The sequence below is a fragment of the Kribbella sp. WER1 genome (assembly GCF_054189145.1).
On record NZ_CM135186.1, the window covers coordinates 4,387,256 to 4,408,997 of the forward strand.

At 69.1% G+C, this 21,742-nt stretch carries 24 protein-coding genes; 12 read left to right on the forward strand and 12 right to left on the reverse strand.

Annotation, left to right across the window (positions count from 1 at the left end):
- Nucleotides 1-5 precede the first annotated feature (5 nt).
- The 3 genes from ACXJJ3_RS21125 to ACXJJ3_RS21135 are packed head-to-tail and all read right to left on the reverse strand — an operon-like array spanning nucleotide 6 to nucleotide 3,526.
- A complete protein-coding gene (locus ACXJJ3_RS21125; protein WP_458163338.1) occupies nucleotides 6-2,033 on the reverse strand; it encodes a bifunctional aldolase/short-chain dehydrogenase in 2,028 nt (675 codons plus the stop codon).
- Nucleotides 2,034-3,197 (reverse strand): L-rhamnose isomerase, encoded by a 1,164-nt coding sequence (gene rhaI, locus ACXJJ3_RS21130; protein ID WP_458163340.1) that lies wholly within the window; start codon nucleotides 3,195-3,197, stop codon nucleotides 2,034-2,036.
- A gap of 2 nt (nucleotides 3,198-3,199) precedes the next feature.
- Nucleotides 3,200-3,526: an L-rhamnose mutarotase gene (locus ACXJJ3_RS21135; RefSeq protein ID WP_458163342.1), complete on the reverse strand. Its 327-nt coding sequence runs from the start codon at nucleotides 3,524-3,526 to the stop codon at nucleotides 3,200-3,202.
- A 194-nt stretch (nucleotides 3,527-3,720) separates the two neighbouring features.
- Between ACXJJ3_RS21135 and ACXJJ3_RS21140 the strand changes: the two genes are divergently transcribed.
- Complete coding sequence (locus ACXJJ3_RS21140; protein WP_458163344.1) at nucleotides 3,721-4,791, forward strand: LacI family DNA-binding transcriptional regulator; 1,071 nt, start codon at nucleotides 3,721-3,723, stop codon at nucleotides 4,789-4,791.
- On the opposite strand, the gene ACXJJ3_RS21145 is transcribed toward ACXJJ3_RS21140, so the two are convergent.
- Nucleotides 4,771-5,418 carry a TetR/AcrR family transcriptional regulator gene (locus ACXJJ3_RS21145; RefSeq protein WP_458163346.1) on the reverse strand — a complete coding sequence of 216 codons (648 nt, stop codon included), beginning with the start codon at nucleotides 5,416-5,418 and terminating at the stop codon, nucleotides 4,771-4,773. The two genes, ACXJJ3_RS21140 and ACXJJ3_RS21145, sit on opposite strands and share 21 nt — an antisense overlap.
- Nucleotides 5,419-5,497: 79 nt before the next feature.
- On the opposite strand from ACXJJ3_RS21145, the gene ACXJJ3_RS21150 reads away from it, so the two are divergent.
- From ACXJJ3_RS21150 to ACXJJ3_RS21160, 3 genes are read left to right on the forward strand one after another with little or no spacing between them, the layout of a single operon-like run.
- On the forward strand, nucleotides 5,498-6,298 hold the full coding sequence (locus ACXJJ3_RS21150; RefSeq protein ID WP_458163348.1) for an alpha/beta fold hydrolase: 801 nt from the start codon (nucleotides 5,498-5,500) through the stop codon (nucleotides 6,296-6,298).
- A 29-nt stretch (nucleotides 6,299-6,327) separates the two neighbouring features.
- Nucleotides 6,328-7,272 carry an aldo/keto reductase gene (locus ACXJJ3_RS21155; RefSeq protein ID WP_458163350.1) on the forward strand — a complete coding sequence of 315 codons (945 nt, stop codon included), beginning with the start codon at nucleotides 6,328-6,330 and terminating at the stop codon, nucleotides 7,270-7,272.
- Between the two features lie 44 nt (nucleotides 7,273-7,316).
- Nucleotides 7,317-7,862: a DUF4240 domain-containing protein gene (locus ACXJJ3_RS21160; RefSeq protein WP_458163352.1), complete on the forward strand. Its 546-nt coding sequence runs from the start codon at nucleotides 7,317-7,319 to the stop codon at nucleotides 7,860-7,862.
- Here ACXJJ3_RS21160 and ACXJJ3_RS21165 read toward each other — a convergent pair.
- The 3 genes from ACXJJ3_RS21165 to ACXJJ3_RS21175 are packed head-to-tail and all read right to left on the reverse strand — an operon-like array spanning nucleotide 7,859 to nucleotide 10,080.
- Complete coding sequence (locus tag ACXJJ3_RS21165; RefSeq protein WP_458163354.1) at nucleotides 7,859-8,491, reverse strand: hypothetical protein; 633 nt, start codon at nucleotides 8,489-8,491, stop codon at nucleotides 7,859-7,861. The genes ACXJJ3_RS21160 and ACXJJ3_RS21165 overlap by 4 nt on opposite strands.
- A 12-nt stretch (nucleotides 8,492-8,503) precedes the next feature.
- On the reverse strand, nucleotides 8,504-9,730 hold the full coding sequence (locus ACXJJ3_RS21170) for an RNA polymerase sigma factor (protein ID WP_458163356.1): 1,227 nt from the start codon (nucleotides 9,728-9,730) through the stop codon (nucleotides 8,504-8,506).
- The gene (locus ACXJJ3_RS21175) at nucleotides 9,727-10,080 is read right to left on the reverse strand and encodes a YciI family protein (protein ID WP_458171926.1); all 354 of its coding nucleotides are present in this window, start codon (nucleotides 10,078-10,080) and stop codon (nucleotides 9,727-9,729) included. Before ACXJJ3_RS21175 ends, ACXJJ3_RS21170 begins: the two co-directional genes overlap by 4 nt.
- A gap of 181 nt (nucleotides 10,081-10,261) precedes the next feature.
- On the opposite strand from ACXJJ3_RS21175, the gene ACXJJ3_RS21180 reads away from it, so the two are divergent.
- The 3 genes from ACXJJ3_RS21180 (at nucleotide 10,262) to ACXJJ3_RS21190 (ending at nucleotide 12,264) form a co-directional block, all read left to right on the forward strand.
- A complete protein-coding gene (locus tag ACXJJ3_RS21180; protein WP_458163358.1) occupies nucleotides 10,262-11,686 on the forward strand; it encodes an MFS transporter in 1,425 nt (474 codons plus the stop codon).
- Between the two features lie 13 nt (nucleotides 11,687-11,699).
- On the forward strand, nucleotides 11,700-11,855 hold the full coding sequence (locus ACXJJ3_RS21185; RefSeq protein WP_458163360.1) for a hypothetical protein: 156 nt from the start codon (nucleotides 11,700-11,702) through the stop codon (nucleotides 11,853-11,855).
- A 73-nt stretch (nucleotides 11,856-11,928) separates the two neighbouring features.
- Nucleotides 11,929-12,264, forward strand: a complete 336-nt coding sequence (locus ACXJJ3_RS21190) for a YciI family protein (protein ID WP_458163362.1) — start codon at nucleotides 11,929-11,931, stop codon at nucleotides 12,262-12,264.
- Here the strand turns inward: ACXJJ3_RS21190 and ACXJJ3_RS21195 are convergent.
- On the reverse strand, nucleotides 12,257-13,012 hold the full coding sequence (locus tag ACXJJ3_RS21195) for an enoyl-CoA hydratase/isomerase family protein (RefSeq protein WP_458163364.1): 756 nt from the start codon (nucleotides 13,010-13,012) through the stop codon (nucleotides 12,257-12,259). The two genes, ACXJJ3_RS21190 and ACXJJ3_RS21195, sit on opposite strands and share 8 nt — an antisense overlap.
- Nucleotides 13,013-13,271: 259 nt before the next feature.
- Here ACXJJ3_RS21195 and ACXJJ3_RS21200 point away from each other — a divergent pair, with 259 nt between their 5' ends.
- A complete protein-coding gene (locus ACXJJ3_RS21200; RefSeq protein WP_458163366.1) occupies nucleotides 13,272-14,183 on the forward strand; it encodes an SH3 domain-containing protein in 912 nt (303 codons plus the stop codon).
- Nucleotides 14,184-14,186: 3 nt separating this feature from the next.
- On the opposite strand, the gene ACXJJ3_RS21205 is transcribed toward ACXJJ3_RS21200, so the two are convergent.
- Entirely contained in the window at nucleotides 14,187-15,455 is a 1,269-nt protein-coding gene (locus ACXJJ3_RS21205; protein WP_458163368.1) for an FAD-binding oxidoreductase, read from the reverse strand.
- A 65-nt stretch (nucleotides 15,456-15,520) separates the two neighbouring features.
- On the opposite strand from ACXJJ3_RS21205, the gene ACXJJ3_RS21210 reads away from it, so the two are divergent.
- Entirely contained in the window at nucleotides 15,521-16,249 is a 729-nt protein-coding gene (locus tag ACXJJ3_RS21210; RefSeq protein WP_458163370.1) for a phosphotransferase family protein, read from the forward strand.
- On the opposite strand, the gene ACXJJ3_RS21215 is transcribed toward ACXJJ3_RS21210, so the two are convergent.
- Nucleotides 16,230-17,114 carry a sigma-70 family RNA polymerase sigma factor gene (locus tag ACXJJ3_RS21215; RefSeq protein WP_458163372.1) on the reverse strand — a complete coding sequence of 295 codons (885 nt, stop codon included), beginning with the start codon at nucleotides 17,112-17,114 and terminating at the stop codon, nucleotides 16,230-16,232. The two genes, ACXJJ3_RS21210 and ACXJJ3_RS21215, sit on opposite strands and share 20 nt — an antisense overlap.
- Nucleotides 17,115-17,318: 204 nt before the next feature.
- Between ACXJJ3_RS21215 and trpD the strand changes: the two genes are divergently transcribed.
- Genes trpD through ACXJJ3_RS21230 form a run of 3 tightly spaced genes read left to right on the forward strand, consistent with a single transcriptional unit; the run spans nucleotide 17,319 to nucleotide 20,051 of the window.
- Nucleotides 17,319-18,359 (forward strand): anthranilate phosphoribosyltransferase, encoded by a 1,041-nt coding sequence (gene trpD / locus ACXJJ3_RS21220; RefSeq protein ID WP_458163374.1) that lies wholly within the window; start codon nucleotides 17,319-17,321, stop codon nucleotides 18,357-18,359.
- A complete protein-coding gene (locus tag ACXJJ3_RS21225) occupies nucleotides 18,359-19,246 on the forward strand; it encodes an RNA polymerase subunit sigma-70 (RefSeq protein ID WP_458163376.1) in 888 nt (295 codons plus the stop codon). The genes trpD and ACXJJ3_RS21225 overlap by 1 nt, the downstream gene beginning before the upstream one ends.
- Before the next feature lie 52 nt (nucleotides 19,247-19,298).
- Entirely contained in the window at nucleotides 19,299-20,051 is a 753-nt protein-coding gene (locus tag ACXJJ3_RS21230) for a YybH family protein (protein WP_458163378.1), read from the forward strand.
- Here the strand turns inward: ACXJJ3_RS21230 and ACXJJ3_RS21235 are convergent.
- Nucleotides 20,048-20,809 (reverse strand): alpha/beta fold hydrolase, encoded by a 762-nt coding sequence (locus ACXJJ3_RS21235; RefSeq protein ID WP_458163380.1) that lies wholly within the window; start codon nucleotides 20,807-20,809, stop codon nucleotides 20,048-20,050. The genes ACXJJ3_RS21230 and ACXJJ3_RS21235 overlap by 4 nt on opposite strands.
- A complete protein-coding gene (locus tag ACXJJ3_RS21240; RefSeq protein ID WP_458163382.1) occupies nucleotides 20,800-21,711 on the reverse strand; it encodes an acyltransferase domain-containing protein in 912 nt (303 codons plus the stop codon). Before ACXJJ3_RS21240 ends, ACXJJ3_RS21235 begins: the two co-directional genes overlap by 10 nt.
- Between the last annotated feature and the right edge of the window lie 31 nt (nucleotides 21,712-21,742).

Genomic DNA, 21,742 nt, shown 5'->3' on the forward strand with positions numbered 1-21,742 from the left:
GGCTCCTAACGCAGGAAGGCGGCAGCCACGCCGGCGTCGACGGGCACGTGCAGACCGGTCGTGTGGGTCAGCTCGCCACCGGTGAGTGCGAACACCGCGGCCGCGACGTTCTCCGGCAGCACCTCGCGCTTGAGCAGGGTCCGCTGCGCGTAGTACGCACCGAGCTCCTCCTCCGGTACGCCGTACACCGCCGCGCGCTTGGCGCCCCAGCCGCCGGCGAAGATCCCGGAACCACGGACGACGCCGTCGGGGTTCACGCCGTTCACCCGGATGCCGTGTTCGCCGAGCTCGGCCGCGAGCAGCCGGACCTGGTGCGCCTGGTCGGCCTTCGCAGCGCCGTACGCGACGTTGTTCGGTCCGGCGAACACCGAGTTCTTACTGGAGATGTAGACGATGTCGCCGCCCAGCCCCTGCTCGATCAGCACCTTCGCGGCCGCCCGCGACACCAGGAACGAGCCCTTGGCCATCACGTCGTGCTGCAGGTCCCAGTCGCGCTCGGTTGTCTCCAGCAACGACTTCGAGATCGACAGGCCGGCGTTGTTGACGATCAGGTCGACGCCGCCGAACGCCAGTACGGCCTCCCGCAGCGCGGCCTCGACCGCGTCCGCCGACGACACGTCCGCCGCCACCGCGACCGCCACGTCGGTCGAGCCGATCTCCTTCGCGACCGCCTCGGCCGCCGCCTGGTCCAGGTCCGCGACCACGACGCACGCGCCCTCGGCCGCCAGCCGGTGCGCGATCGCCTTGCCGATACCCGACCCGCCGCCGGTGACGAACGCGACCCGGGTGGCGAGCGGCTTGGGGCGAGGCATCCGCTGCAGCTTCGCCTCTTCGAGCGCCCAGTACTCGATCCGGAACTTCTCCCGCTCGTCGATCGGCGCGTACGACGACACCGCCTCGGCGCCGCGCATCACGTTGATCGCGTTCACGTAGAACTCGCCCGCGACCCGTGCGGTCTGCTTATCCTTGCCGAACGAGAACATCCCGACACCAGGCACCAGCACGATCGCCGGATCCGCCCCACGCATCGCGGGACTGTCTGCCTCGGCGTACGCGTTGTAGTACGCCTCGTAGTCCGCGCGGTACTGGGTGTGTAGTTCTTTCAGTCGGGTGATGCATTCGTCCACCGATGCCGACGGAGGCAGGTCCAGCACGAGTGGCCGAACCTTGGTCCGCAGGAAGTGGTCCGGGCAGGAGGTGCCGAGCGCGGCCAGCTCGGCCAGCTTCTCGCGCGACAGGAACTCGAGGACCACATCGGAGTCGTTGAAGTGGCCGACCTGCGGTTTGTCGGTCGACGCCAGCCCGCGGATGAAAGGCGCGAGGGCAGCTGCCTTGGTACGGCGTTCGTCTGCTCCGAGCGGCTCGTGGACGACGGCGCCGAAGGGCTCGGCGACGCCGCGGTCGGCCAGGAACTGCTCGGCGGTGCGGATGATGTCGAGAGAGTTGGCCTCGCACTCCGCGGACGTCGCGCCCCAGGCGGTGATGCCGTGGCCGCCGAGGATGCAGCCGATGGCCTGCGGGTTCTCGCGTTTGACGGCCGCGATGTCCAGGCCGAGCTGGAACCCGGGCCGCCGCCACGGCACCCAGACCACCCGGTCGCCGAAGCACTCCGCGGTCAGCTTCTCACCGTCGGCCGCGGTCGCCAGCGCGATTCCGGAGTCCGGGTGCAGATGGTCGACGTACGGCGCGTCGACGAGCCCGTGCATCGCGGTGTCGATGGACGGCGCGGCGCCGCCCTTGCCGTGCAGGCAGTAGTCGAACGCGGCGACCATCTCGTCCTCGCGATCCACGCCCGGGTAGACGTCGACGAGGGAGTTCAACCGGTCGAGACGGAGCACCGCCAGGCCGGCCGCCGTCAGGGTCCCGAGGTCGCCGCCGGAGCCCTTCACCCAGAGCAGGTCGACGGGTTGCTGGGTGACCGGGTCGGTCGCCGTACCCTTCGCCGACGTGTTGCCGCCGGCGTAGTTGGTGTTGCGTGGATCGGCACCGAGTCGGTTGCTACGCGCAACGAGTTCGGCCGCGGTGTCACTCACTTATGCTCCCCATCCGGCTTGCTGACCGTCGGCGCGGTCCTTGGTGATCTGCTCGAAGTACCCGCTGCGCTTGTAGGCGGCGACCGGGTCCGGGTCCAGGCCCTGGGACTCGCGCAGTTCGGCGAGCAGCGGGCGGACGTCGGTGTTGTACGCGTCCATCAGCGCGGCGTTCGCGCCGAGTACGTCGCCCGACTGCTGGGCGGCGCGCAGTACGTCGCGGTCGACCAGCAGCGCCTTCGCGGTGGCCTCCTGGACGTTCAGCACCGAGCGGATGATCGCGGGGATCTTCTCCTCGATGTTGTGGCACTGGTCGAGCATGAACGCGATCCCGGCGTCCGGGTCGAGCGCTTCGCCCCGGACGATCTCGTTCATGATCCGGAACAGCTGGAACGGGTCCGCCGCCCCGACCATCAGGTCGTCGTCGGCGTAGAACCGGCTGTTGAAGTCGAACGCGCCGAGCTTCTTCGTCCGCAGCAGGAACGCCACGATGAACTCGATGTTCGTCCCCGGCGCGTGGTGCCCGGTGTCGATACAAACGGTTGCCTTCGGCCCCAGTTCCAGGCAGTGGGCGTACGACGTACCCCAGTCCGGCACGTCGGTGGTGTAGAAGGCCGGCTCGAACAGCTTGTACTCGAGCAGCATCCGCTGGTCGTCGCTGAGCCGGTCGTACACCTCCTGCAGGGCGGTCGCGAGCCGCTCCTGGCGGTCCTGGATGTCGTCCTGGCCCGGGTAGTTGGTGCCGTCGGAGAACCACAGCTTCAGGTCCCGCGACCCGGTCTGGTCCATGATGTCGACGCACTCGAGCAGGTGGTCGGTGGCCTTCCGCCGGACCGCCGGGTCCGGGTTCGTCACGCTGCCGAGCTTGTAGTCGTCGTCCTGGAAGACGTTGCTGTTGATCGCCCCGAGCCGGACCCCCTGCTCCTTCGCGTACGCCGACAGCGCCGCGTAGTCGTCGACCTTGTCCCAGGGGATGTGCAGCGCGACGCTCGGCGCCACGCCGGTGTACTTGTGCACGACGGCCGCGTCCGCGATCTTCTCCTCCGGCGAGCGCGGGACGCCCGGCTGGGTGAAGACCTTGAACCGGGTGCCGGAGTTCCCGAACGCCCACGAGGGCAGCTCGATCTCCTGGCGGCTCAGCGCTGCTTTCGCGGCATCGGGTGTCATGGTCAGTTCTCCTTCAGGTGGAAGATCTCGGGCAGCAGCAGGAACGATTCGTCGGGCGGCCGGCCGTCGATCCCCTGGAAGAACTCGGTCATCTGCGCCTGCCAGCGGGTGTTCACCTCGGTCGCCGCCATCGCCTGCTGCGCCGCCTCCAGGTCCTCGGACTCGACGTACCCGACCAGCAGGCCGTCGTCGCGGAGGAACAGCGAGTAGTTGTGCCAGCCGGACTCGCGCAGCGCGGCCTGCATGTCGGGCCAGACGTTGCGGTGCCGGTCGACGTACTCGTCGAGCCGGTCGGGCCGGACCTGCAGGCAGAAGCAGTAACGATTCACGGCGGCACCTCTGCTGTGGGCGGTCTGTGAAAGGTTTCAAGAGCGTGCCCTGACGTTAAGGGGGTGCACGGATGGGCGTCAAGAGCCTGCCCAGCTTTCCCGTCCGATCCCGGACCGGCGAGGCGGAAATTCCGCCCGGACCGGGTATCCTTCGGCAGCTAACACGTTTCAAGTGCGCTGGGAGGTGGCAGGCCGTGGACGATGCCGAAGCCCTGCCCGAGCGCACCCGCCGGCGCCCCGCGCCGAAGCCGCACGCGGCCGGCGTGAAGGCGGTCGCCGCGGCCGCCGGCGTCTCGCTCGGGACCGTGTCGAACGTGCTCAACCGGCCTGAGGTGGTCAGCCCGCTGACCCGCGCCAAGGTCGAGGCGGCGATGGCCTCGCTCGGCTTCGTCCGGAACGAGTCGGCCCGCCAGCTCCGGGCCGGATCCAGCCGGATCCTCGCCTACCTGATGCTCGACGCCGGCAACCCGTTCTTCACCGACGTCGCGAAGGGCGTCGAGGAGGCGGCGCAGGCGGCCGGGCTCTCGGTGTTCCTCTGTACGAGCAGCGAGGACGCCGACCGGGAGGCGGCGTACCTGGACCTGCTCGAGCAGCAACGCGTCCAGGGCATCCTGATCACGCCGATCGACCAGCACTCGTCCCGGCTCCGCAAACTGCCTTCCCGCGGTACGCCGGTCGTGGTCGTCGACCGCACGCTCGACGAGGCCACGCACTGCTCTGTCGCGGTGAACGACGTGCTCGGCGGCGAGCTCGCGATCTCGCACCTGCTCGAGCTCGGCCACGAACGGATCGCGTACGTCGGCGGCCCGAACACGCTCGGTCAGGTCGTCGACCGCCGCGACGGCGCCCGGCGCGCGCTGCGGACCGCCGGGAAGCCGATCACCGACCTGATCGAGCTGACCACCGGAGCCCTCACGGTCGCCGAAGGCAGGGGCGCAGGGCAACGACTTGCCGGGCTGCCCGCGGACCGCCGCCCGACGGCCGCGTTCTGCGCGAACGACCTGCTGGCATTGGGTTTGCTGCAGCAGTGCGTGAGCCTCGGACTGCGCGTCCCGGAGGACCTCGCGATCGTCGGGTACGACGACATCGAGTTCGCCGAGGCCGCCGCCGTACCACTGACCTCGGTCCGGCAACCGCGCCAGCTGCTCGGGCGGACCGCGGCGGAGCTGCTGCTGGACGAGTCCTCGAACCCGGACCACGAGCACCAGCGGGTCACGTTCACCCCGGAACTCGTGGTGCGGACGTCAACGCGCGGGACGCTCTGACCCGTACGCCGCGAGGAAGACGTCGGCCGCCTGGTCGGCGAGTTTGTGCAGCTCGCTGTTGTCGACGCGCTGCCGGGTGCCGGCGAACATCGCGCGGTTCATCGGCTTGTACATCACCAGCCCGGCGAACTGGTACGCCGCCAACGTTGGGTCGTCCAACTGCTTCAGGAGACCGCGGTCGCTGAGCCTCGTCAGCGCCTGGCCGAGCGCGTCCAGCGACTTCTCGAAACCGCTGTTGAACCACGCGCCGCACACCTCGGGGAAGCGGTCCGCCTCGGCGATCACCAGCCGCCGGAGCTGCAGCACGTTGTCGGCGGTCAGGCTCAGCAGCAGCCGGTGCGCCAGCGCCCGGAGGGCTTCGCGGGCGTCGGCCGCGCCGTCGAGCGTGTCGACGTACGCCTGGAAGAGGCCGTCCATCAGCTGGTCGCTGGTGCCGAGGACGATCTCGGCGAACAGGCGCTCCTTGTTCTCGAACTGCTTGTAGACGGTCTGTTTGGAGACGCCGGCCTTCGCGGCGACCTCATCCATGCTCGCGCCGAGGTACCCGTGCTGGAGGAAGACCTCGGTGGCGGCGGCCAGGATCGCGCGGCGTTTGCGGGGCGTCCGGCCTTCGATCTCTGGCTCCATGACGAAAACCATACTAGACAGTCCAGTTCTCGGCGCAGTACTGTACGGTCTAGTTTCCGTTTCAGGTGGGGAGAGAACCATGAGCACCGTGACATCGGCCGACGGCACCACGATCGGCTTCGACGCGTACGGCGCCGGCCGGCCGCTGATCATGATCGACGGCGCGACCGCGTACCGGGGCGTGAACCCGATCAACGCCGAGCTCGGGCAGCTGCTGAGCGACGGGTTCCGGACGTACGCGTACGACCGGCGCGGGCGCGGCGAGAGCACCGACACCGCGCCGTACGCGATCCAGCGCGAGATCGAGGACCTTGCCGCACTGATCGAGGACGCTGGACAGCCGGCCATCCTGTTCGGCTGGTCGTCGGGCTGCCTGCTGGCGCTGGACGCCGCGGCGGCGGGGCTGCCGGTCGCGGGGCTGGTGCTGTTCGAGCCGCCGGTCGTCGTGGACGACGTACGGCCGCCGCTGCCGTCGGACTACGTCGAGCAGCTGGACGCGTTCGTCGCCGCGGGCCGCCGGGACAAGGCCGCCGAGCTGTTCATGACCGCGGCCGCCGGGATGCCCGCGGAGGCGGTCGCCGGGATGAAGCAGTCGCCGTACTGGGCGCCGCTCGAGGCGATCGCGCACACCATCGCGTACGACGGACGCATCATGGGTACGACGATGTCCGGCAACCCGCTGCCGTCGGACCGGTGGGCGAACGTGAAGGTGCCGGTGCTGGTGCTGCACGGCGACAAGACGTGGCCGGCGTTGTCCGCGGGCGCTCGCGCGGTCGCGGAGAATCAGGAGGCGCCGCTGACCGCGATCCCCGGCGAGAACCACTCGACCGAGGCGGCCACACTGGACCCGGTGCTGCGGGAGTTCGCGAACTTGACCTAGACAGCGCTCTAGCTTGTTGGATCTGGCGCATGGTGAATCTTGCGCTGGGCGCGATGGAGTACGGGACGCGGATCGACGAGGAGACCTCGTTCCGGTTGCTGGATGCCTTTGTGGACGCGGGCGGTGAGTGGATCGACACCGCGAACTGCTACGCGTTCTGGCAGCACCCGAGCGGACAGGGCGGTCAGAGCGAGGAGCTGCTCGGGCGGTGGCTCGCGCAACGGCCCGGCGTACGGGACAGGATCAAGCTGGCGACGAAGGTCGGCTGCGAGCCGCTCTGGCCCGGCAGCTACCCCGAACACTCGGAAGGCCTGAGCACGAAGGCGATCGACGCCGCGCTGGAGACCTCGCTCCGCCGGCTCGGCGTCGACCACATCGACCTGTACTGGGCACACCGCGACGACCGATCCACACCACTCGAGGAGACGGCCGCGGCCTTCGGCAAGCACGCCGCCAACGGCACCATCGGCCGCATCGGCCTCTCGAACTACGCCCTCTGGCGCGCCGAACGGCTGCGCGGCCTGGCCCTCGCACAAGGCGTCCCCGGCCCGACCGCCCTGCAACTGCGGTACTCGTACCTCCAGCCCCGCCCGTTCGTCCGCGGCCACTCCCACGACCACCGCTTCGGCTGGATCACCGACGAAGTCCTGGACTACGCCGAAACCAACCCCGACCAGCAGCTGTTCGCGTACAGCCCCCTGATGTCCGGTACCTACGAGAACCGCCCCGACCGCCCCCTGGATCCCGCCTTCACCCACCCCGGCACCACCCGCCGCCTGGAGGCCCTGGCCGACGTAGCCTCCGCCCTCAACGCCAGCCCCTCCGCAGTAGTACTCGCCTGGCTGACCGGCGGCACCCCCGCCGTCACCCCCATCGTCGGCATCAGCAAACCGGCCTACCTCGAAACCGCCCTCACCGGCGCCCACCTCCAACTAACAACCGACCACCGCCGCCAACTCGACGAGGTGTGGTGATTTCACCCTCCCGTTGGACCCGGGGTCGGTGAGATGGTTTGGGGGTGGACAGGGACAGGTTCTGGGGTCTGGTCGAGGATGCGCGTGCCTCGGTGGATGACACTGTGGCTGATCCGGACGGGGTGGCGGATGCGCTGATCAAGGTGCTGGGGGCGGGGCGGGTCGAGGCGATTGTCGGGTTCGGGACCGAGGTTGCGCGGTTGCAGGTCGAGTCGTACCGGTGGGATCTGTGGGCGGCGGCGTACCTGGTCAACTCGGGTGCTACCGAGGACGGGTTCGACTCGTTCCGGGGGTGGTTGATCGCGCAGGGGCGGGAGGTGTGGGACGCCGCGCTGGCGGATCCGGACTCGTTGGCCGATGTGGTGGACGAGGATCGGCCGGAAGGGTTCGAGGGGTTCGACGGGGAAGGGATGCTGCACGTCGGCAGTCACGCGTACAAGAACGTGACCGGCGACGAAGCGGCGTACTGGAAGGCCGTCGACGCGGACGCGCCGGACACACCGGATGTGCCTGCAGGTCAGGAGATCGACTTCGACGACTCGGACGATCTGGAGAGCCACCTGCCGCGGCTGGCCGCGCTGTATCTCTAGGCGGGCTCTCCGGACAGCCTCTCGATCGCGTTGCGGAGGCGGCGGCGCCAGCCGGACTGGCCGGCCTCGTCGTCGGCCGCGGCGAGGCTGACGAGGTGTTGCGCGGTCTCGAAGCCTTCGTCGATCACAGGAGTCTCAGGCTCGATCTCCCGGGTGGTCCAGCCGAACCCGTCGGGCACCAGCAGTTCCGGGACGAGGGCCTCGTGGCTGAGCGATGTCAGCTCCTTGTCGCCGTTCCCGATGCTGAAGATCGTCGTACCGCGTTTCCGGACGTCGCTGATGCGTTCCAGCAGCGTGTCGGCCGGGGCGTCCTCGGCGACGACCAGCAACGACTCGCCACGGCCCGCGTCGCGTAACCGGTCCAGCCCGATCGCCAGGTGCGGTGGGGCGTCCAGCGGCGGCGCCCAGCGCACCAAGGACGGGCGCATGTCCTCGACGCCGGCCATGCGCAGCTCGTCGTCCAGGTGCGCGGTGAGGTGCCACGGCTCCTCGTCGACCGGTCCGAACAGCATCAGCCCACTACGTCTCGTGGTGAACCGCCGGAGCGCGTACCCGAAGTCGGTGGTCCGGTTGCCCAGCTCAGTACCGCTCAGCATCTCCCGGAGGAGTGAGGCCCTGGTGAGATCCACCGGTCCAACATCTCACGCCAAGCGGTCCGCCTTCGACTGTAAGTAGTGCTTCTCCGGGACACTCGTCGTACGCCGTGCCGCCAACAGGTAGCTCTCCCGGGCGGCAGCAACGTCCCCGGACATCTCCAGCAGATGCGCGCGTACTGCCTCCAGCCGGTGGTTCATGCGGTCGTCCGACGCGAGGGGCTCGAGTACGGCGAGCCCTTCCTTCGGGCCGACCGCCATACCGACCGCTACCGCGTGGTTGAGCTTCACCATCGGGTTGTCGACCAGTTGCTCGAGTACGTCGTACAGCGCGACGATCTGCCGCCAGTCCGTCGCGTCCGCGTGCTCCGCGGTGTCGTGGACCGCGGCGATCGCCGCCTGCACCTGATACGGGCCTAGCTGCGTCCGGGACAGCGCATCGCTCACCAACGCCTCGCCTTCCACGATGGCTGCGCGGTCCCACAGCGACCTGTCCTGTTCGGCCAGCGGAATCAGCGCCCCGTCCGCACTGGTACGGGCTGCCCGCCGTGCGTCGGTGAGCAGCATCAACGCCAGCAACCCGGCTACCTCGCCGTCGTCCGGCAGCAGCTTCCGGACACCGCGCATCAGGCGGATCGCCTCGGTTGTCAGCTCCGCGCTGTGCAGCGACGTACCGGACGACGCCGTGTAGCCCTCGTTGAAGATCAGGTAGAGGACATGCAGTACGGCGCCCAGCCGCTCGTCCCGCTCTGCCTCGGGCGGCATCTCGAACGTGCTGCCGGCCTGCTTGATGCTCCGTTTCGCGCGGCTGATCCGCTGCGCCATCGTCGACTCCGGCACCAGGAACGCCGCCGCGATCTGCGCCGTACTGAGACCGCCGACGGCCCGCAGCGTCAGCGCGATCTGCGATGCGGCCGACAACGCGGGATGGCAGCAGAGGAACAGCAAAGTCAGCGTGTCGTCACGGCCGCCCGGGTCGTCGATCTCGGGGCCTGCGGCAACGAACTCCTCGGGTGCGGCGAGCTGGGCCGCGTTCTCTTCGCGTCGCCGGCGCGCCGACTCGCTGCGGAGCAGGTCGGTGAGCCGCCGCGACCCGACCCGGATCAGCCAGCCGCGCGGGTTGTCCGGCACGCCCTCCTCCGGCCACTGCTGCGCGGCCGCGAGCAGGGCCTCCTGGACGGCTTCCTCGGCCAGGTCGAAGTGGCCGTAGTGCCGGACGAGCGCACTCAGCACCTGCGGCGCCTGCTCCCGCAGCAGCAGGTCGAAGTTGTTCACATCTCCAGCCCGGACATGTCCATCACCGGTCGCACCTCCACGGCCACGTACTCCGCGTCGGGCAGCCGGGCGGCGTACGCGATCGCCTGGTCGATGTCGTCGCACTCCACCAGGTAGAACCCGGCCAGGTGCTCCTTGGCCTCCGCGTACGGCCCGTCCGTGGTGGTCGCAGTCTCGTCGACGACCCGTACGGTCCTGGTCGTGATCGGGTCCGCCAGCCCGGCCGCGCTGACCAGCAGGCCTTGGTCGGTCAGCTCCCGCGCCATCGACTCGTGCGCCTGCACCAGGCCTTCGCGCTGCTCGGCGGACAGGCCTTCCCAACTCTCGGCGTTGCTGTAGATCAGCAGCATGTACTTCACAGACACCATCCTGTCCCCAGCGGAGGCCTGTGTGACCTCCGGTTACCGGGTACGTCGAAGCAGGGACGCCGTACTTCGACAGTTCGGCTATGTCGAAGTACAGCAGGTCGGCACCGACGTACCGGGCGAGTGACGCTCCGCCGGGGTGTCCCCGCCGTACTGGAGATGACTGATGGTGCCGGAGTCCAAGCGCTGGCTGGCGCTCGCGTTGCTGTGCCTGACCGGGTTCATGATCATCCTGGACGCGTCGATCGTGCTGGTCGCGATCCCGTCGATCGAGCGGGAGCTGACGTTCTCGACCGGTGGCGTGCAGTGGGTGCCAAGCGGGTACGCGTTGATGTTCGGTGGCCTGCTGCTGCTCGGTGGGCGGGTCTCCGACCTGTTGGGGCGCCGACGCGTGTTCATGACCGGGCTGTTGCTGTTCGCCGGGTCGTCGTTGCTGTGCGGGTTCGCGTGGAGCGGTGACGCCTTGGTGCTCGCCCGCGGGCTGCAGGGCGCGGCAGCCGCCGTACTGGCTCCCAGCGCGTTGTCGATCGTGATGACCACGTTCCCGTCCGGGCCGGATCGCAACAAGGCGTTGGGTATCTGGGGCGCCACGAGTGGCGTGGGAGGTACGGCGGGCTCGCTGATCGGAGGCCCTGTCACGGACGGGCTCGGCTGGCAGTGGATCTTCTTCATCAACGTGCCCGTGTGTGTGTTGGTCGTCGTACTGGCGCCGTTACTGCTGCAGGACAGCCGCGGCCCGAGTCGACGCGGTTTCGACGTAGCAGGTGCGGTCACGGTCACGGCCGCACTCATGGTGCTGGTGTACGCCGTGATCGAAGCCCCTGCGTCCTCTTGGATTCAGACGGTCCTCCTGTTGCTGCTTTCGGCGCTCCTGTTCGGACTGTTCGTCGTTGTGGAGAAACGGTCCGCTGCACCGCTGGTACCGCTGCGGATCTTCCGGTCGCGCGCGCTGGTCGGTGGGAACCTCATCACGATCAGCTGGGGTCTCGCGGCGTTCGGCCTGAACTTCGTGTACACGCAGTACGCCCAGCTCGCTCTTGGTGCGTCAGCAGTTCGCTACGGCCTGATGTCCGCAGTACTTGCCGCAACCGCTGTAGGCGGCTCGATGATCGGACAGCACCTCGTGACCCGCATCGGCCCGCGCCTGGTCGCGTTCGGATCTCTCCTGATCGCCGGAGTCGGTACCACGCTCATGGCCCGCCTCACCGTGACGTCCGGGTACTTCGAGCTGGCCTTCTGGGGCCTCACGATCTTCGGCGCGGGACTGGGCGCCGGGTCGGTCGCCGGCTCGATCGCATCCCTCAGCGACGTCGCGGGCGAGGACGCCGGTGTCGCGTCCGGACTGCAGAACGCGAGCTTCCAGATCGGCGGCGCGATCGGCGTCGCGGCGGTGTCCGCGGTCGCTACAGCGAGTACGTCGGGGACTACGCCGAGCGCGCTGACCCACGGATACCGGATCGCGTTCGCGAGCGTGTGGGCGTTCATCGCGATCGGTTTCGCGGGATGCCTGCTGATCAAACAACTGTTGGAGGTTCGTGGACCAAATGGTGGGCACCGGAGGTCTGTCGTCGCCGCTCGGCGGCCGAGCTAAAAAGGGAGGTCCCATGCTCATCATCGGAGTGATCCTGCTGATCCTGGGGTTCGTGCTGCACATCTCGATCCTGTGGACGGTCGGCATCATCCTGGTGCTGATCGGTGCGGTGTTCTGGATCCTCGGAGCGACCGGCCGCGCGATCGGAGGCAGGCGGCACTGGTACTGATCGGACGAACACCCGAAAGGACCCCGCGGCTCGTCCGCGGGGTTCTGTCCGTCCCGGTGACTACGGTGATCTCATGAAGTACGTCGTGATGATCTTCCGCGGCATCGACCGGCAGTGGACCGCCGAGGACGAGGCGGCCCTGCGGCGGTTGATCGCGCTCGAGCAGGAGCTTGCGACCACCGGCGAGCTGATCAGTTCCGAGGGGCTGATGCCGCCGGAGGAAGGGCGAATCGTGCGGATCCGCGACGGTCAGCAGGTGGTCACGGACGGGCCGTTCGGGGAGTCGAAGGAGCAGCTGGCCGGGTTCTACCTGGTCGACGCGGCCGACGACGAGCACGCGCAGGCGCTGGCCGGCCGGGTGTCCGCCGCGGTCGGCGACCGGGTCGAGCTGCGCGCGACGGTTATCTGAACTTCGGCGCCCGCTTCTGCGTGAAGGCCTCGATCCCTTCGGCGAGTTCGCCGGACGCGATCGTCTCGCGATACCGCCGTACCGCGGCCGCGTCCGCATCGGCGCCGCTGAGCAACGCGTTCACGGACTCCTTGGCCGACCGAATCGTCAACTGCGACCGCGACACCATCGTCGCCGCGAACGCCTCCGCTGCCGCCATCGGATCGTCGGCAACCCGATCCACCAGCCCCTTCGACGCGGCCTCTTCCGCGATCAGCAGCTCACCACTGAACAGCAGGTACTTCGTGGTCGCCGGACCGACCAGATCCAGCAGTACCTTGATCGCGTCAGGCGGGTAGACGACGCCGATCCGGGCCGGCGTCACGCCGAAGCTCGCGTCCCGGGCCGCGAACCGGAAGTCGCAGTTCACCGCGATCTCCAGACCGCCGCCGATGCAGTGCCCGCGAACGACGGCCACCGTCGGCTTCGGGAACTCCCGCAGCGCCGCCTGGGCGCGCAGGTTGGACGCGCGCAGCTCCGCCATCGGGTCGTCGGGGTCCGCTCCGGAGATCAGTTCGCGGATGTCGGCGCCGGCCGAGAAGCTCGGTCCTTCCCCGGTCACCAGCAACACCTTGACCGCGTCGTCGGCGGCCAGGCCGGCGAGCAGCTCCGGCAGCTGCTCCCACATCGCCCGCGTCAACGCGTTCCGCTTCGCGACCCGATCAATCACCAGTCGCGCGACCACACCACTCTCGACCCGAAATCCCACCGGGACAGTCAATCATCGACCAAGCGTTTGATCTCGAACCGATCACCTACGGATATCGGGCAGATCACGGCGGAGGCCCGCCTGTGGATGTTCGCAATGCGTTAAGACTGCGGGGCGATTCGAACCGGCGCGGCGATGTGTGCTTGACTCCTCCGGTCGATAACGTTTTGGTCTCGGCAGATTGGGTCTCGAAGTGGCAGGTCGACATAGTCAGGCGCGGCACCGTCAGCGGCGTCCGAAGGTGCTCCAGCCCGGCATTGTGAAGGTTGCGATCCCCGGCGCGGCGGTGGCGATGGTGGCCACCGGTTCGGCGGCGGCGTTCCCCAGCCAGCACGTTCAGCTCGATCCGTCGATCGCCAGCTCGTCCCTGCAGCTGTCGCGCGACACCACGATCAGCCGGGACGCGCTGCGCCCGCCGATCAACCCGACCACCACCGCGACGCCGAGCAGCACGCCGAAGCCGACCGCGAGCCCGACGGCCAAGCACCTGAAGAAGCAGGCGCCGATCCCGAAGCCGACGGCCGCGAAGACCCGCGCCAGCCAGGAGGTGAAGGCGCCGGCGCCGGTGGTCACCGGCACGAAGTACACCACCACCGACGTGAACCTCTGGTCGCTGCCGCTGACCGGCATCCTGCTGGACGTGCTGCCGAAGGGCACCAAGGTCTCGGTCACCGGCAAGGTCGACGGGCTGTACTCCGAGGTCGTCAGCGACGCGAAGTCCCGCTGGGTGAAGACGGCGTACCTGTCGGCCACCAAGCCGGTCGCGGACGCGGTCACCGGCGCGATCTCGCAGGCCGCCTGCAAGTCCGGCTCCGCGATGGAGCAGGGCCTGACCCCGGACGCGATCCGGGTGCACCGGGCGATCTGCGCGATGTTCCCGGACATCACGTCGTACGGCGGTCTCCGGGCCGGCGACACCGGCTCCGAGCACGCGACCGGGCACGCGGTGGACATCATGATCAACAGCTCGTCGGAGGGCCAGGAGATCGCCGACTGGCTGAAGGCGAACTACAAGAAGCTCGGCGTCAGCCAGCTGATCTGGGAGCAGCACATCTGGACGGTGCAGCGCAGCAGCGAGGGCTGGCGCGCGATGCCGGACCGCGGCGGCGCGACCGCGAACCACATGGACCACGTCCACGTGTCCGTCTACGGCAACACGGGCACGGTCTGATCCTCAGGGGCGGATGTTCGCGTTGAGGTGGAACAGGTTCGACGGGTCGTAGGACCGTTTCACCTCACGCAGCCGCTGCAGGTCCTTCGGGTCGTACGCCGTGTCGGCGCGACCCGGGTCGCCGAGGAAGTTCACGAAGGTACGACCCGTGCACGGCAGTCCCGTCACCTCGCGGTCGATGATCAGCGAGTACGCCGCCGTACGGTGCCCGACCGGTCCGGCGCCCGGGCCGGGATGCGCCATCGCGCCGCCCCAGTGCCTGACCTCGACGGTCGCGTCCTCGAGTTCGGCGACGACGTCGATGACCTCGTCGGTGAGCGTGTCCAGGAAGTCCAGGTGCCGCGCGGGCGTGCCGCCCATCGCGGCGTCGGCGTACTCGATCGTCCGCAGTTCGCCCGCCAGGCGTGGGCCGGCGGTTTCGAAGAGCGGCTTGAGCAGGTGTTCGGCGAGCTCGGCGGGACCGGCGTACAGGACCTTGATCGCGACGGCGCGCTGCTCGGTGCCGGGGACGCGGGTCAGCACGACGGCGGTGCTGAGCTCGTTCGGGATCGTCGCGGTCCAGTCGCGGTACCGGCGGAGGATCGCGGCGGCGCGGTCGATGCCGTAGTACACGATGCCGGCGTGCACCTCGCGGACCGGGTAGAGGCGGAACTCGAGCGACGTGACCACGCCGAAGTTGCCGGTCCCGCCGCGGATCGCCCAGAACAGGTCCGGGTGCTGCTCGGCGCTCGCGGTGACCAGCCGGCCGTCGGCGGTCACGACCTCGGCCCGGACGACGCTGTCGGCTGCGAACCCGTACTTGCGGGCCAGCCACCCGACACCTCCGCCGAGCGTGTACCCGGTGACGCCGACGTCGCGGTGCGAGCCGGACAACGGCGCGAGCCCGAACTGCCGAGCGGCGTCCAGGACCGCACCCCAGCGCGTGCCCGGCGCGACCTTCGCGATCCGGCGCTCCGGGTCGATCAGCACCGTCGTCATCGGCGTCGTCTTCAGCAGGATCCCCCCGTCGGCCGGCACCCGCGTCCCGTGCCCGGTCGCCTGCACCGCGATCGGTACGCCGTATTCCCGAGCCGTCCGCACCGCCGCCTGTACGTCGGTCCGCCCGTACGCCTCGGCCACCACGAGCGGCCGCGAGTCCACCGACGGAATCACCGACCGCCGCTGCTCGTCGTACTCCACCTCGCCCGGCAGCCGGACGGCACCGTTGAACCCCGCCCCTACCAGCCCCGCCACAACATCCCGCGCACCCGCCACCACAGCCTGCGTAGACATCAGGTCCCACTCCCTCGCCGTATCAGCTCCTGCCCATACGTCGAAGAGAAAGCTCTGATATCGACATGACCCACGACATCGAATTCACCGAGACGACAGTCACCAAGCACTACACGTCCTGGTCCCGCAACGAGCCTGACCGCGAGTGGACAGCCCTCGCCCAAACACCCCCAGACCTCACCCCAACGCCCCTCGCCCGCTCCAGCACCCCCGCCCCCTGGCTCCGCATGACCCGCGTCCCCGGTGAACCTATGTCTACGCCGCTGACCACCCACCTCACAGCACTGGGCGACGCACTCGAGACCCTCTGGTCGACACCATCCGACTCCCTCGCCCCGATCGACCTGACCCAGCTCATAGACCGCACCCGCACCGGCCTGACCACCCTCACCACCACCAACGGCGTCATCGCGGACGCAGCCACTACCTGGCTGACCAACGAACCGCCAGTCCCCACAACCCAAGACCCAGTGCTGGCCCACGGCGACCCCAACGTCACCAACTACCTCTGGGACGGCGCCCGCATCCGCATCATCGACTTCGAGGACTCCGGCCGCGGCGACCGCACCGTGGAGCTGGCCAACCTCGTCGAGCATCTCGCCTGGCGCACCGGCGACCCAACGCAGCTGGTACGCCGCTTCGTGCCGGACCCTGACCGTTTCCGCGCAGCACGTCTGCTCTGGGCCGGTTTCTGGCTCGCACTGATCGGCCCGGGTTGTCCCAGCGCCAGCAGGAACCCACCGGGCACCGCAGAAGCCCAGGCGCGCCGGCTGCTCAGGCTGGCAGCGGGATGACCTCCAGCCGCTCCACGTCCGCCAGAATGTCCAGCTCGGTGATCAGCCCGTCGGTCACGGTCACGGTCACGGCCATGACTCCCATCAACCGCCCGTTGACCACGGTGATCACCCCAGGCGTCCCGTTGACCAGCGCCACCTGCAGATACGGCCCCATCCGGCTGAACATGAGCGCCTGCTCGACAACCGCCTTCGCCCCGCGCACCAGCTTCGACACGGCCGGTCCGGCGTACTGCGCACTCGTCGCGCCCGCATCCGCACGCAGCAGCACCTCCGGGTCGAGCAGCTCCAGCAACGCCTCGAAGTCCCCGCCCCGCGACGCGGCCATGAACGCCTCGACGATCGCCCGCTGCCGGCCCACGTCCCCGTCACTGGCCGGCGCACCCTGGACCCGCCGCCGCGCTCGGCTGGCGAGCTGACGCGTCGCGGCCGGCGACTTGTCCACAATCGTCGCGATGTCGTCGAACCCGACCCCGAACATGTCGTGCAGGACAAACGCAAGCCGCTCAGCCGGCGACAGGGTCTCCAGTACGACGAGCAACGCCAGCCCGATCGCATCCGCCTGCATCGCCTCGTCCTCCGGCCCCAGCGCCGTCAGCACCGGGTCCGGGACGTACGTGTCCAACGCGTCCTCGCGCCGCGACTTCCGGCTGCGCAACATGTCCAGGCACACCCGCGACACCACCGTGGTCAGCCAGCCGCCCAGGTTGCCGACATCGCTCACGTCCGTGCGACTCAACTTCAGCCAGGCCTCCTGCACGGCGTCTTCTGCCTCCGCCAGCGACCCGAGCATCCGGTAGGCAACTGCCCGCAGGTGTCCACGGTTCTCCTCGAACCGCAACGCCAACTGCTCGTGCTCGTTCACTACTGCCCTCCTCAGAGCCCTGACGGACCAGCCCACCGCAATGTGACAGCCAGGGTAGAGTCAGGAGCATGTTCCAGCGCGCAGGTATGTGGTGGGCCGTCGACCAGACGGCCTGAACCCGCGCGTATCCACCCGGCCGTCTCCTGCGAGGCGGCCGTTGTCATGTCTTTCCTCGTGGGCGGTCCCGCACCCTGAGGAAAGCCGATGGCAACAACGCTCCGGACGTGGTCCGGTCTGATCTCCACGCTCCTGGCCGGCTCCGACCTGTCGGCCGCGGACACCGGCTGGGCCATGGACCAACTGGTGCTGGCCGAGGCGTCGCCGGCGCAGATCTCCGGGTTCCTGATCGCTCTCCGCGCCAAGGGCGAGACCGCGGACGAGATCAACGGTCTGGCAACAGCACTGCGTTCACACGCGACGCCAGTGCGTATCCGTGGACCGTTCGTGGACATCGTCGGTACCGGCGGCGATCGCACAGGCGCGGCCAACATCTCCACGATGGCCGCGGTCGTGGTGGCCGCTACCGGCGTCACGGTCGTCAAACACGGCGGCCGCGCCGCCTCGTCGTCAGCCGCAGGCTCCGGCGACCTGGTGGAACACCTGGGCGTCCCACTCGACCTGACACCTGCTGCCGCCGCACAGGCCGCTGCTGACGTCGGCCTGACGTACCTGTTCGCCCCACGCTTCAACCCAGCCCTCCGCGCAGCTGCGGTCGTACGACGCGAGCTGGCCGTCCCCACGGCTCTCAACGTGCTGGCACCGCTGCTCAACCCCGCTGACCCGCAGCACCAGCTCGTAGGAGTAGCCAACGCGCGGATGCTGCCCGTACTCGCCGAAGCACTTGCTGCGCAGGGCCGCTCAGCACTGGTCGCGAGAGGCGACGACGGGCTGGACAAGCTCACCACCACCGGCTACTCGCGGCTGTGGCTGGTACATGGCGGCTCGGCGTCGGAGGTGGTGTTCGACCCGCGTTCGCTCGGGCTGCGGCCGTCCTCGCTCGCGGAGCTCCGGGGTGGCGATGCAGCATTCAACGCGCGACTGCTGCGAGGGCTGGTCGGCGGAGAGCGTGGACCGGTGCGGGACGTCGTACTGCTGAATGCGGCTGCGGCGTTGGTGGCGCTGTCGTTGGAGTCGGGGCTGGAACAGCTGGCGGACTGCTTCGAGCGGTGCCGGGAGGCTGTGGACAGTGGCCGGGCGGCTGCGGTACTGGATCACTGGACAGGTCGGTCGTTAGCGTGCCCGTGATGGATGAGCACGAGTTCGCACAGCTGGTCGCCCCGTGGCGTGGTGAGCTGCACGCGCACTGCTATCGGATGCTCGGATCCGACACGGACGCCGAGGACGCGGTCCAGGAAACGCTGCTGCGCGCGTGGAGCGGACTCGGCAAGTACGAGGAGCGCGGCTCGCTCCGCCCGTGGCTCTACAAGATCGCCACGAACCGATGCCTCACGCTGATCGAACGTCGGCGCGATGTGGAGGCGCTGGAGCCGTATCCCGAAAGCAGGCTCGCCTGGACGTCGTCGCTGACGCCAGAGGGTGAGCTGCTGGCGCTGGAGTCGGTAGAGCTCGCGTTTGTCGCCTCTTTGCAGCACCTGTCCGCTCTACAACGCGCGGTCCTCCTACTGCGCGACGTACTCGCGTTCAGTGCGCGTGAGGTTGCTGAGCAGCTGGATACGTCGGTTGCGGCCGTTAACAGTGCGCTGCAGCGCGCCCGGTCGGTCGTGAGCGCCGTACCGAGTCAGCAGCAGACCTTGCGTGAGTTGGGCGAGTCCGGCGAGCGTGAGCTCGTACGGCGGTACGTAGCTGCGTGGGAGGCGCGTGACGTCGAGGCGATCGTGGCCATGCTCGCTGCGGACGCGAAGTACTCGATGCCCCCGCTGCCGGACTGGTTCCACGGCCGGGAGGCGATCCGGGCGTTCCTGCTCGACAGGCCGTTGCGGGAGGAGTGGCGGTTCCTCCCGGCGCGCGCGAACGGCCAGCTCGCGTTCGGGACGTACCTGCTCGACGGCGATCGGTACGTACCGGGCGGGCTGGACGTGGTCGTACTGCGCGGGTCCGAGATCGTCGAGGTCGTGTCGTACCTGGAGGCGGACTTCCCGACGTACGGGCTGCCGGCCGAGCTGTCGCGATGAGTTTCGGTGATCTCCCGGGTTATAGGGGGTGACGACTTCCCGAAGGAGAGACATGACTGACGAGCAGCAGATCCGCACACTGATCGAGGACTGGGTCACCGCCGTCCACGCGGGTGACCTGGACACCGTGCTGGCGGATCACGCGCCGGACATCGTGATGTTCGACGTGCCGCCGCCGTACGAGGGCGTCCGGGGACTGGCGGCGTACACCGAGACCTGGCCGGGCTTCTTCCAGTGGCAGCGGTCCGGCGGCTCGTTCGAGCTGGAATCGCTGGAGGTGACCGCCGGTACGGACGTCGCGTTCGCGTTCGCGCTCCTGCACTGCCGGGAGGCGGATGGCGATCCCCGGCGGCTGCTGCGGCTGACGATCGGCCTGTGCAAGGTTGACGGCCGTTGGACGGTCACGCACGAGCACCACTCGTTCCCGCACGAGGACACGTCGGCGGCTCCGGAGATCACCGCGACGCTCGACCGTTGGGGCGCCGACACCGCGGCGGGCGACCTGGACGCGCTGATGGAGCCGATCGCCGACGACGTGGTGTCGTACGAGATCGACGGCAACTACACCGGGAAGACCGCCGTCCGGGAGGTGTGCGCGGCCGGGCTGGCCTCGAGCCCTGATCCGATCACGTTCGCGATCCCGGACCCGACGATCACGTCCGCCGGTGACCTTGCCGTCGCCTGGTCGATCGACCACGTCACCGCGGACGGAACCGAGACGACGTCCCGCGCGACCCGGGTGTTCCGCCGGACCGGCGCCGGGTGGCGGATGATCCACCAGCACCTGTCCTGTCCGGCGTCCTAGTCCCCGGCCAGCCGCAGGATGGTTTCCGTCACCAGCTGCGGCTCCCGAAGGCTCGGGAAGTGGTCCGTGCCGGGCATCCAGACGAACTCGCAGCCGGGGATCCGCGCCGACGTACCGCCGGCCACGGCTGCGAGGATCGGCCGGTCCTTGTCGCCGACCATGACGACCGACGGGACCTGGATCTCCTGCAGCCGGTCGTACACCGGCGGGTCCGGCTGCAGGTACTCGCCCTGGTCGAACCAGGCCGGGATCGCTGCCCGCAACTGAGCCACCACGGTGTCGTCGGAGCCCGACCGCGCCCACTCCCGGAGCCCTAGGTGTACGAGACCGTCTACGTCCCGCTCAGCCGCAAGTACGTCGTACCGCGCATCTAGCTCGGGCTCCTCGGGCCAGGGGAACCCGGGTACGCCTGGACACAACAGCACGAGCCCGTGGACCCGTTCCGGATGCGCCAGCGTGTAGCTGAGCGCAGTACCGCCGCCCATCGAGCAGCCGACGAGCAGGACCTTGTCCAACGCGAGTTGGTCGAGCACGGTCTCCAGGTCCTGCAGAAGGGAGAACTCCGTGGTCGGCAGCGGCGAGCGCCCGTAGCCTCGGACGTCGTACCGCACGATGCGTTGGCCGTCGAGTCCTGGCAGTACCTGGTCCCAGACGCGCGAGTCACCGATGCCTGGGTGCAGCAGCACGATCGGTACGCCGTCACCGGCGAGGTGTTCGGTCCAGACCGTGTCCTGCCCTACCGGAATCGTCAGCTCCATGTCTTCAGCATGCCTGTCCGCACTTGCCAATGACGACCGGCCCTGAGGTGTTGGACGAACGCCCGCCGCAGGGTGGTGTCTTGAGGAACAGCCGCGAGGTCCAACGGTCCATCAGGTGTCGGGAGGTGCAGACCGAGGCGCATTAGCTCGCGGTCGCTCTCGGTTGGGTCGTCTGTCGGCAGGTACGGCAGCAGGTCGAAGCGGGACTGGAAACGGATGATGTTGGAGTCAGGACGCAGGTACTCGGCCAGTTGCGGGTCCAGGAGCCAGGAGTGGCAGACGATCCCAGCCAGCGGCTCCTCCGGGAACCAGCGTCCGAAGTACTCCACGGCTGCCGCAACCGACGCCTCGGACTCCTGTGCGTCGAGCGGGCCGATCGGAGGGATGTGGATCGACAGTACGTGCCCTGAGACACCGTCGCCGATCCCTAGGTGCGTCCGCGTGAACGCATGCCGGCCGATCTCATAGTCCGCGCCCCGGAAGCGCAACGGTGGGCTCCACAGCGGCATCAGCCCGACTCCCGGACGCCCGTGGATGTGCCGGTGCGTCCCCATCACACCGCCCAACGCGGACACCGTCGCCACGGTCACGGCCTCCGGTACGCCGCGTTGCGCGTGGAACTCGCGCAGCCGAGGCAGGTTCGCCAGCAACGCCCACGCAGCGGCGAAGAGCCCAACCGGTGAGGCGTCGTCCGGTACGGTCGGCCAGCTCGTGAAGCCTGTCGACGGTACGGCGAGCCCTAGGTCGCGCTCGACCTCTGCGGCCAGCGTCGACGTGAGCTCCCACCACTCCGGCTCCCGCTCCGGCTCCGGGCGCGCCGCCAGCATGGCGCGGCGATCGTCCTCGCCAACACCGCAGTACACCAGCATCATCTTCTCGGCGTTCTCGGTCATCAGGTCCATCTGCCGAGCCCACCACGGGCCGGGGCGTCGG